Genomic DNA, 8,686 nt, shown 5'->3' with positions numbered 1-8,686 from the left:
TCGGGATGGAGCCGCCGTTGTCGATGGCCGCCTTCCAGACGATGACGGCGATGACCGCCGGAAAGACGACCCACCACATGCCGAACATCGGATTGGCGATCCGCCCGGCCCGATCCTTGACGAAGCCCCAGACGCCCCGGCGTCCCAGCAGCAGATGGGCGAAGAGACCCGCGATCAGAAAGAAGCTCGTCATTCGGAACAGGTGGATGGCGAAGAATACCACGCTGGCCCCCGTCGAGGTCTGATCGTCCGGAAAAAGCCAGATCGGCGTCGGCAGGTAGGACAGGCTGGCATGCAGGACGACACCCAGGATCAAGGCGATGCCGCGCAGGGCGTCGAGGCCGTGCAGGCGCTCGGTTGGATGGATGCTGGTGGACGACATGGATGGCTCTCCCCTCCGTTGGAAACAGCGAGATAACACAGACCAGTTTATAAAACAAACATGTTGATCTCGGCATCCTCGATGTGCCGAGTGTATGGGTGGCGAACATGAAAAAAGGCCCCCGGGTCGTTCCGGGGGCCTCCATCATCGCTTTGTATGCTGCCCTAGTGGACGGTCGGCTGTTCGACCTCGACGGTGACGCCGTCCGACACCGGGGTGATCGGCACGGAGACCGAGGGCCCGGCATTGGGGAAGTTGTTTTCGTCACGATTAGGGGCCAGGCCCTTTTCGATCAGATCCTTGATCTCCTCGCCGGACAGGGTCTCGTACTCCAGCAAGGCCTGGGACAGCTTCTCGTGATCCGCCGCCTTCTTCTTGAGGATCTTTCGGGCCTCGTCCCAGCCGGAGGTGACCAGCTTCTTGACCTCGGCATCGATGATGCGGGCGGTCTCCTCACTGATGTTCTGGCTGCGCGCCACCGAGTGGCCCAGGAAGACCTCCTGCTCGTTCTCGCCATAGGCCACGGTGCCCAGCACGTCGGAAAAGCCCCACTGCGTCACCATCCGCTTGGCCAGCTTGGTCGCCTGCTGGATGTCGGAGGAGGCGCCGGAGGTGATGTTCTCCTTGCCGAAGATCAGCTCCTCGGCCACCCGGCCGCCGGCCATGATGGCGATGCGGTCGACCATCTGCTGATACTTCATCGAATAGCGGTCGCCTTCCGGCAGTTGCATGACCATGCCCAGGGCCTGACCGCGCGGGACAATGGTCGCCTTGTGGACGGGATCGGCCATCTTGACGTTCATGGCGACGATGGCGTGGCCGGCCTCGTGATAGGCTGTCAGGCGACGCTCTTCCTCGTTCATGGCCATGGACTTGCGCTCGGCGCCCATCATGACCTTGTCCTTGGCGTCCTCGAAGTCGCGGTGCGTGACCATGCGACGGTCCTTGCGCGCCGCCATCAGGGCCGCCTCATTGACCAGATTGGCCAGGTCGGCGCCGGAGAAGCCGGGGGTTCCGCGCGCGATGGTCTTGACCGCGACGTCCGCCGCCAGAGGCACATCCTTCATGTGGACGCGCAGGATCTTCTCACGGCCCGAGACATCGGGATTGGGCACCACGACCTGACGGTCGAAGCGGCCGGGACGCAGCAGGGCCGGGTCCAGCACGTCGGGACGGTTGGTCGCCGCGATCAGGATGATGCCTTCGTTGGATTCGAAGCCGTCCATCTCGACGAGCAACTGGTTCAGGGTCTGCTCGCGCTCGTCATTGCCGCCGCCCAGACCGGCGCCGCGGTGACGACCGACGGCGTCGATCTCGTCGATGAAGATGATGCAGGGCGCATTCTTCTTCGCTTGTTCGAACATGTCGCGCACGCGGCTGGCGCCGACGCCGACGAACATTTCGACGAAGTCCGAGCCGGAGATGGAGAAGAAGGGCACGCCCGCCTCACCGGCCACGGCGCGGGCCAGAAGCGTCTTGCCGGTGCCGGGAGGGCCGACCAGCAGGGCACCCTTGGGAATCTTGCCGCCCAGGCGCTGGAACTTGCCGGGATCCTTCAGGAAGTCGACGACTTCGGTCAGTTCTTCCTTGGCCTCGTCAACGCCCGCGACGTCGTCGAAGGTCTTGCGACCCTTGTGCTCGGTCAGCAGCTTGGCCTTGGACTTGCCGAAGCCCATCGCGCCCTTGGCGCCACCCTGCATCTGACGCATGATCAGCAGATAGAAGCCGATGATCAGCAGGATCGGCAGGGCCCCGATCAGGATGCTCAGCCAGATGGACTGGCTGGTGCCCTGCGGATCGACGTCGGCCCCGGCGACCGCGATGCTTTCCAGCAGCTCGGCGTTCGGCAGGGGGGTGATCACCGTCACGACCTGATTGTCGCGCAGGGTGACCTTCAGCTTCTCGCCGCGGGACTCGACCTTGGCGATCTGATTGGCGTCACGCGCCTTCAGCAGGTTGGAGAACGACATCTCGGCCGGACGCTGCGCGGCCTTCTGGCCCGGCATGGGGGTGTTGCCCCCGCCGCCAAAGGCCATGAACAGCGTCAGCGCGCCCAGAATGATGACGCCCCAGATGGCGAAATTGCGCAGATTCATTCTCGTCTCGATCCCTTGGGACGCCAGTCTGTCCCGTCAGTCTGTGATGTCAGCACCCGAAATAGGCGTTTCCGGGTCGCTGCGCCATGGTTCGCTCAGGACAGATGGCGCTCATGCGTCACTGCGTCCAGTGCCAGCGCCAGCCTCTGTTCGACCAGGCACCGCGCCTGGCCTGTAGTGCCTGCAAGAACCGGGGCATCCGAACCGTTCCGGATCAGTACAGGTCGGGTGGGCCGCGCGGCAGGTGCTAAGGACTTGAGCACCGCACGGTCGGCCTCGGACAGAGCGGCCATTCGCCCTGCGGCGGCGGTGACGGTCCAGCCGGCTTCATCGACCGTGATGGCCCAGCGACCGTCCCAGACGGCCTCGATACCGGGAGTCAGGGCGATGGCGAGCGGCGGGCGGCGGGTGAATTCGCCGGCCTCGCGGTGGATATTGATGTAGTCGGTTTTGGCGTCGATCCGAGCACCGCTGAGGGTGGTGGTGAAGGCATCGGGGGTGGCCAGGCGCTTCATGAGGGCAGCGAGACGGTCACCGCGCGGCATACGGTCGGAACCACCCGCGCAGACCATGGCGGCGGCGAGGGTCGAGGTCGAGAGGGTGCGGTCGAAAACCAGCACACCCTCTCCCGAGGGGAGAGGGCTTGAGCGCACGGCAGCGGAGCTGTCGTTCTGGCGCGAAAGGGTGAGGGTGTCAGGTGCCAAGGTCGTCAAACACCGTAACCCCTCATCCGAGGGGGCTGTCGCCCCCCCACCTTCTCCCAACGGGAGAAGGAAGCCACGCGCGCGACTTCTCGCATATTTGAGGTCTTCGTTCGCAGGATCATCGATCCAGTCCGCGCCCTGCGCCGTCAGCCAGTCCCGCAAGGTCTTCCGCCGGACATCCAGCATGGGCCGCAGCAGCATCAGTCCGCGACCCTCCGGCCAGACGGGGGAGGGCGACCATTCCCGCACCCGCCCCAGGGTCGAACCTTCGGCCCGCATCCAGTCTGCTTCAGCGACATCGTCGGCGGTTTGGCCCAGCAGGATGACGCGGGCCCCGGCCGCGCGGGCCGCCTCGGCCAGCAGGGCATGGCGGGCGCGGCGGGCGGCGGCGGGCAGGCCGGTGACCGGTTTGGGCCCCTGCCATGTCAGCCCGTGCCAGTCGGCCCCCTCGGCCAGGGCGGCGTCACGGGCGAAGGCCGTCCAGTGTGCGCTGTCGGGATTGAGTGCGTGATCGACCGTCAGGGCCAGGACGCGGCGACCGTTGGTCTGCGCCCAGGCCGAGGCTAGTTTCAGCAGGGCGCGGGAATCGCTGCCGCCCGACAGGCCGAGAGCCAGCGGGGCGTCGGTGCCGGTCTGAAGCTTGGCGCTCAGGCGATCGAGCACGCTGGCAAAGGCGTGGTTCGCGTCGGCAGGCGGGGTCAGGTGCACTCCGCGTCGGACCGCACCCGCGCAGCCACGGCCCGCAGATCCTGGGACGCGCGGGCATTGTAGCGTCGGGTGAACTCGCCAAGCGCCGCACAGGCCTCGGCCGGGCGCTGGGTCGCCGCCAGACCGCGGGCCAGTTTCAGCGTGACTTCTCCGGCCCAGGCGTCTGTCGGCCATCCGCGCAGGGCACGGGCATAGGCGGAGACGGCGGCCCCCTGGTCACCCGCTGCACGCACCGCGTCACCGATGCGCCATTCGGCCTCGCGGCTTTCGGCGGTATTGGGCCAGTTGGCGATGACGCGCTCCAGCGCCTCCAGCCCGCCCTGTCGGTTGACGGTCACGAGCGTGCGGGCGGCGGCCAGGTCGCTGGCGGCGCTGCCGGTGGGCGAGGCGGCGGCCTGCTCGGCCTGGGCCTGACGCTCGGCGGCGGCAGCCTGGGCGGCGGTCTCCATTGTGCGCAGGCGACCCTCGGCATCGCGAAGGCGGGTGCCGAGGGCGGCGTTGTCGCGCTGGCTCTCGTCCAGCTGGAAGCTGAGGCGCTCCAGATCGCCGTTGACGCGCTGGACGGTGGCTTCGAGATCGCGCAGGCGGCGGTCCATGATGCCGACCTGACCTTGCAGGGCGATGACCTCCGGGTCGGGCTCGACCAGCACCGGCTGACCGGCGGCGTTGCGCTGAGTCACCGCTCGCTCCAGACGGCGGACATTGCGATCCAGCTGTTCCAGGCGACGGTTGTCCCACTGCACGGCCGGCAGGGGTGCGGTCTGGGCCACCACGGTGGTTGTGCCAGCGATCAGAACCAGGCCGAGCACGGTCAGGACGGCGTTGCGGGGGCGGAAAAGGGCAGGTCGCTTCATGCCCCTGTCGTCCCACCGATTTGCGGCGTCTGCAAGGCCGCGTCAGGCCCCCAGCCCCAGCATGATGATCGCCAGGATAAACAGGGTCAGCACGATGGTGCAGAAGATCAGCAGGGCAAAGGTGCGCCACAGGGCCGAGAAGATGCGAAGGCTGTAGGTGCCCTTCAGCTGTGCGAACATGTGCACGGGTACCCACAGCATCAGCACCGTACTCAACGTTCCACCCACGGCCGCCCGCCATCCCTGGCCCGCACCGCTGATGGCCCCCGCCGCCATCAGGCCCAGACCCAGCAGGGCCATGAAGGTCAGCGAGTAGAGGACGAAGACGCCGTGATCGTACCAGGTAAATCCGCGCTTCCAGAGGAACAGCAACCAGACGAAAGGAATGGAAAGGGGCACCAGCAGGAAGGCGAATTTGTAGAGCGTCTGCTGCACCTTGTAGAGGGCGAAGTCCGGGTTGGAGAGCTTGTGCAGGATCTTGGTCTGCATCTTCTTGTCACCGACGCCGACGTTGACGCGGTCGTCGTGAACCGCGTCGGCAATCTCCGCCTGCCAGCTACCGGCTGCGAGACCATCCGGGCGCGGACCGCTGGTCTTGGCCGCCTCGAGATTTTGCAGGCGAAGCTGGGCTCCCGCGAGCGTATTCTTGTAGACATCCAAGGTCGCGGCGCTGCCGGGTGTGCCAGCCTGCGCACTGCGTTCAGCCTCGGCGACCAGGGTCTCGGCCTCTGCAACCGTCTGGCGCGCCTCGACGATACGCTCGTCGAGCGAGCGCTGGTTGACGTTGACCACGGAACCACCGCCAAAGCTCATGATGAAGAACATCACGAAGACGGTGAACAGAAACATGGCCAGGGGCGAGATGTAGCGGGTCCGCTTGCCCTGGATCCATTCGCGCGTCAGCCGGCCGGGGTTGAACGCCAGCAGGGGCAGGGTCCGCCAGATGCGGGCGTCGAAATGCATGACGCCGTGCAGGACTTCCTCGACCAGATGCAGCAGGGTGCGGTGCACATGGGTTGGCTGGCCGCAGTTGGAGCAGAACTTCCCGCTGACCGGCTCACCGCAATCGGAGCAGAGGCGGGTCTGCTCGCCGGCCTCGCCGGTCGGCCTTTCGACGGCCTTGGCGATCAGTCCGCCCGTGACCGCGCCGCCTGCTGCCTCGATGTCCACGCGCCACTCCCCCAAGCCGACGGCGGCACCTTACGGCTTCGCTTGATCGGGCGGAATACGCAGGCGCAACAAAAAAGGCACCGGCCGGAGCCGATGCCTTTTTCAAGGTTCAGATCGTTGCCGTCAGATCAGCGCATCGCGCCCGAGACGATGGCCGTGTGGCCGTTGCGGTTGCGGGCGAAGGCGTCCTCGGTCGAGCCGGCGGCGATCGGACGCTCCTTGCCGAAGCTGATGGTGTCGATGCGACCGGCGGGGATGCCGCGCTGGACCAGATAGGTGCGGATCGACTCGGCGCGGCGCGCGCCCAGGGCCAGATTGTATTCGGCGGTGCCGCGTTCATCGGCATTGCCCTCGATGCGGACCGTCACCTGCGGATAGCGCTGCAGCCAGGCGGCCTGGGCGTCCAGACGCGGCATGGCGTCGGAGCGGACCTCATAGCTGTCCAGATCGAAATAGATGCGGTCGCCGACGTTGACGACGAAGTCCTGCTCCGAACCGGCGGCGGGTGCGCCAAGGTTGCCGCCGTCCACATTGCCGGTGCCGGCGCCGGGATAGACAGGGTTGTTGGCGGGCGGCACTTCGTTGCCGGCGCCCGTATCGGCGGGCCGGCGCGGGGTGCAGGCGGCGATGGCCGTCACGGCGACGCCGACGGCGGCGATACGCATCAGGTTCGAGGTCTTCATCATGGGACGTCTCCTAGATCTTCGGGCCGAGGGCTCAGCTTGGCTGTATGAACCGAATAGGGCCGGTTCGTGTCATGGGGAACCGGGGTAACGCGGGTTTGAACGATTAGGCTCCCACCGGTTCCTGATTTGAAGCGGTCAGGCCGGACAGGCGTCCGCGCCGCGACCGCCCAGATTGGTGGGTTGTTCGTCCAGCAGGGGCGACCAGGCCGGGCTGCTGCCGCGACCGGTATAGCCGGACTGAGAGATCACCCGGCCCGACAGGTCCACGGTCCACAGACGGGTGTCGCCACCCGGGCTCTGGCGCGCGAACATGATGTAGCGGCCATTGGGGGCCCAGGAGGGACCCTCCTCGAAATAGCTGGAAGACAGGATGCGCTCGCCCGAGCCGTCTGCATTCATGACCCCGGTCGAGAAGCGGCCGCCGCTCTGTTTGGTGAAGGCGATCAGGTCGCCGCGCGGGCTCCAGTTCGGGGCGGTATACAGGCCGCCGCCGCGGGCGATGGCCCGCTGGCCCGAGCCGTCCGAGCGCATGACATAGATGCGCGCACTGCCCGACCTGTCGGAGGTGAAGGCGATCTGGCTGCCGTCGGGGTTGAAGGTGGGCGAGGTGTCGATGCCCGGATCGCTGGTCAGGCGACGCACCTGACGGCTGGACAGATCCATAACGTAGATGTCGGTATTGCCGCCCCGGATGATGGAGAAGGCGATCTTCGACCCGTCGTTGGAGAAGCGGGGGGCCAGCACCTGACCGTCGAACTCACCCAAGCTTTCGCGACGGCCCGTGCTGAGATTGTACAGATAGATGCGGCTGTAGTCCTTGCCGAGCGCGACATAGGTGACCTCGTTCGGGTCGTGCAGCGAGAAGCGCGGCGACATGATGATCTCGGAGCCATCCGTCAGATACTGCGGATTGAACCCATCCTGATCCGAAATGGTCAGGCGCGACAGGCGGTTCAGCTGGGTCCCGCTTTCCGAGACGAACAGCACGCGGCTGTCGAACAGGCCGGTCTCGCCGGTCATGCGCTGATAGATCAGGTCCGCGATCTTGTGCCCGATCCGGCGCCACTGCTCGGGCGTGGCGGTGAACTGGTACGAAACCAGCTGGCACTGGCGATAGGGGTCGTACAGGCGAAAGCCGAAGTCGTTGCGGCCATCCGGGCGGGGCGTCACAGCACCGTACAGGACAGCCTGAGCGCCGATGGAGGTCCACTGAGGAAAGTTCGGCGCATTGGCCAGGGTCAGTCCGGTTTCGACGAAGCTGTTCGGATCCAGCGGCTGGAAATAGCCGGTGCGACGCAGGTCCTCGCGGATCACGTTGCCGACGTCCGAGCCGTTCGGGCCATTGAAGTTGACCACGGCGATCTGGAGCGGTCGCAGGACGCCCTGGTCGATCTCGACCTCGACGGGACCACCGGTAGGAGGGGTCTGCGGCGTCTGGGCGGAGGCGGCACTGGTGGCCAGGGCGACGATGGCGACGCCGGCCAAAAGTCTGTTCAGACGCATGAATTCAAGCTCCCGCAGTTGGGTGGTCGTTTCGGTCGGCCGGGCCGTCGAGGACACACGACGCCAGCATGGCCGGGATTGGGGCGACTTTGGGACAGCCAAGCTGTGCTGTCACCCCGGTGGCGGAAACGTGACCCGTCCTCACCGGTTCCGGCATGCGCGCTCGGTATTGAACGTCGGGCGAAAGGCTCCGCCTGGAAAGTCGTCCGGAACGTCGAACGGCGCGGTCTGGCGGATAGCGCGGACGGCCGCGTCGGCGGCGGCCCGCCAGACAGGGTCGCTGCGTGCGCCGATCAGGTCCGGGCCGTCCGTGATCCGGCCGCGGGCGTCGATCGTCACATCCATCTGGATACGCAGGTCACGCGCCCCGGGGATATCGCAAGGCAGGGTCCAGTTCGGATAGACCTGATTGAAGATGGCCGTGATCTGGGGGCCAGTCGCCTGCGGGGCCGTGCCGCGTCCCTGCTGACCCGTGCGGGGCCGGTTGCCGGGGGCCGTCGCCGTGCGGGGCGGGCCGGACAGGGCGTCCAGATCGAGCGCGGGCTGGTTGCGCGGAGGGGTCGCCGGGCGCTGGGCCGGGGGG

General features: G+C 66.8%; 8 protein-coding genes. All 8 read right to left on the bottom strand.

Annotated features, from left to right (window positions below; genetic code table 11):
* A partial coding sequence (locus JHC81_RS12465; protein ID WP_292175165.1) for an acyltransferase family protein occupies positions 1 to 382 on the bottom strand: 382 nt, incomplete at its 3' end.
* 164 nt (positions 383 to 546) lie between these two features.
* Positions 547 to 2,478, bottom strand: a complete 1,932-nt coding sequence (gene ftsH, locus JHC81_RS12460) for an ATP-dependent zinc metalloprotease FtsH (RefSeq protein ID WP_292175163.1) — start codon at positions 2,476 to 2,478, stop codon at positions 547 to 549.
* A gap of 95 nt (positions 2,479 to 2,573) precedes the next feature.
* Positions 2,574 to 3,890 carry a tRNA lysidine(34) synthetase TilS gene (gene tilS, locus JHC81_RS12455; RefSeq protein WP_292175162.1) on the bottom strand — a complete coding sequence of 439 codons (1,317 nt, stop codon included), beginning with the start codon at positions 3,888 to 3,890 and terminating at the stop codon, positions 2,574 to 2,576.
* Positions 3,881 to 4,744 carry a tol-pal system protein gene (locus JHC81_RS12450; protein ID WP_292175160.1) on the bottom strand — a complete coding sequence of 288 codons (864 nt, stop codon included), beginning with the start codon at positions 4,742 to 4,744 and terminating at the stop codon, positions 3,881 to 3,883. Before JHC81_RS12450 ends, tilS begins: the two co-directional genes overlap by 10 nt.
* A 42-nt stretch (positions 4,745 to 4,786) precedes the next feature.
* Positions 4,787 to 5,914, bottom strand: coding sequence for a DUF3667 domain-containing protein (locus JHC81_RS12445; protein WP_292175158.1), 1,128 nt, complete (start codon positions 5,912 to 5,914; stop codon positions 4,787 to 4,789).
* Positions 5,915 to 6,042: 128 nt separating this feature from the next.
* Complete coding sequence (gene pal, locus JHC81_RS12440) at positions 6,043 to 6,597, bottom strand: peptidoglycan-associated lipoprotein Pal (protein WP_292175166.1); 555 nt, start codon at positions 6,595 to 6,597, stop codon at positions 6,043 to 6,045.
* A gap of 138 nt (positions 6,598 to 6,735) precedes the next feature.
* Positions 6,736 to 8,103, bottom strand: a complete 1,368-nt coding sequence (tolB, locus tag JHC81_RS12435) for a Tol-Pal system beta propeller repeat protein TolB (RefSeq protein ID WP_292175157.1) — start codon at positions 8,101 to 8,103, stop codon at positions 6,736 to 6,738.
* A gap of 141 nt (positions 8,104 to 8,244) precedes the next feature.
* The coding region (locus tag JHC81_RS12430; RefSeq protein ID WP_292175155.1) for a hypothetical protein at positions 8,245 to 8,686 on the bottom strand (442 nt) is incomplete at its 5' end.

It is taken from the genome of Brevundimonas sp. (assembly GCF_016463295.1).
Lineage (GTDB): Bacteria > Pseudomonadota > Alphaproteobacteria > Caulobacterales > Caulobacteraceae > Brevundimonas.
Note: the sequence above shows the minus strand (reverse complement) of the source record. Positions and strands in the feature narration are given on the sequence as shown.

What these genes read in the sequence shown, in the direction of transcription:
- pal (WP_292175166.1), bottom strand. Translation starts at nt 6,597, where the DNA reads ATGAAGACCTCGAACCTGATGCGTATCGCCGCCGTCGGCGTCGCCGTG.
- JHC81_RS12450 (WP_292175160.1), bottom strand. Translation starts at nt 4,744, where the DNA reads ATGAAGCGACCTGCCCTTTTCCGCCCCCGCAACGCCGTCCTGACCGTG.
- tolB (WP_292175157.1), bottom strand. Translation starts at nt 8,103, where the DNA reads ATGCGTCTGAACAGACTTTTGGCCGGCGTCGCCATCGTCGCCCTGGCC.
- ftsH (WP_292175163.1), bottom strand. Translation starts at nt 2,478, where the DNA reads ATGAATCTGCGCAATTTCGCCATCTGGGGCGTCATCATTCTGGGCGCG.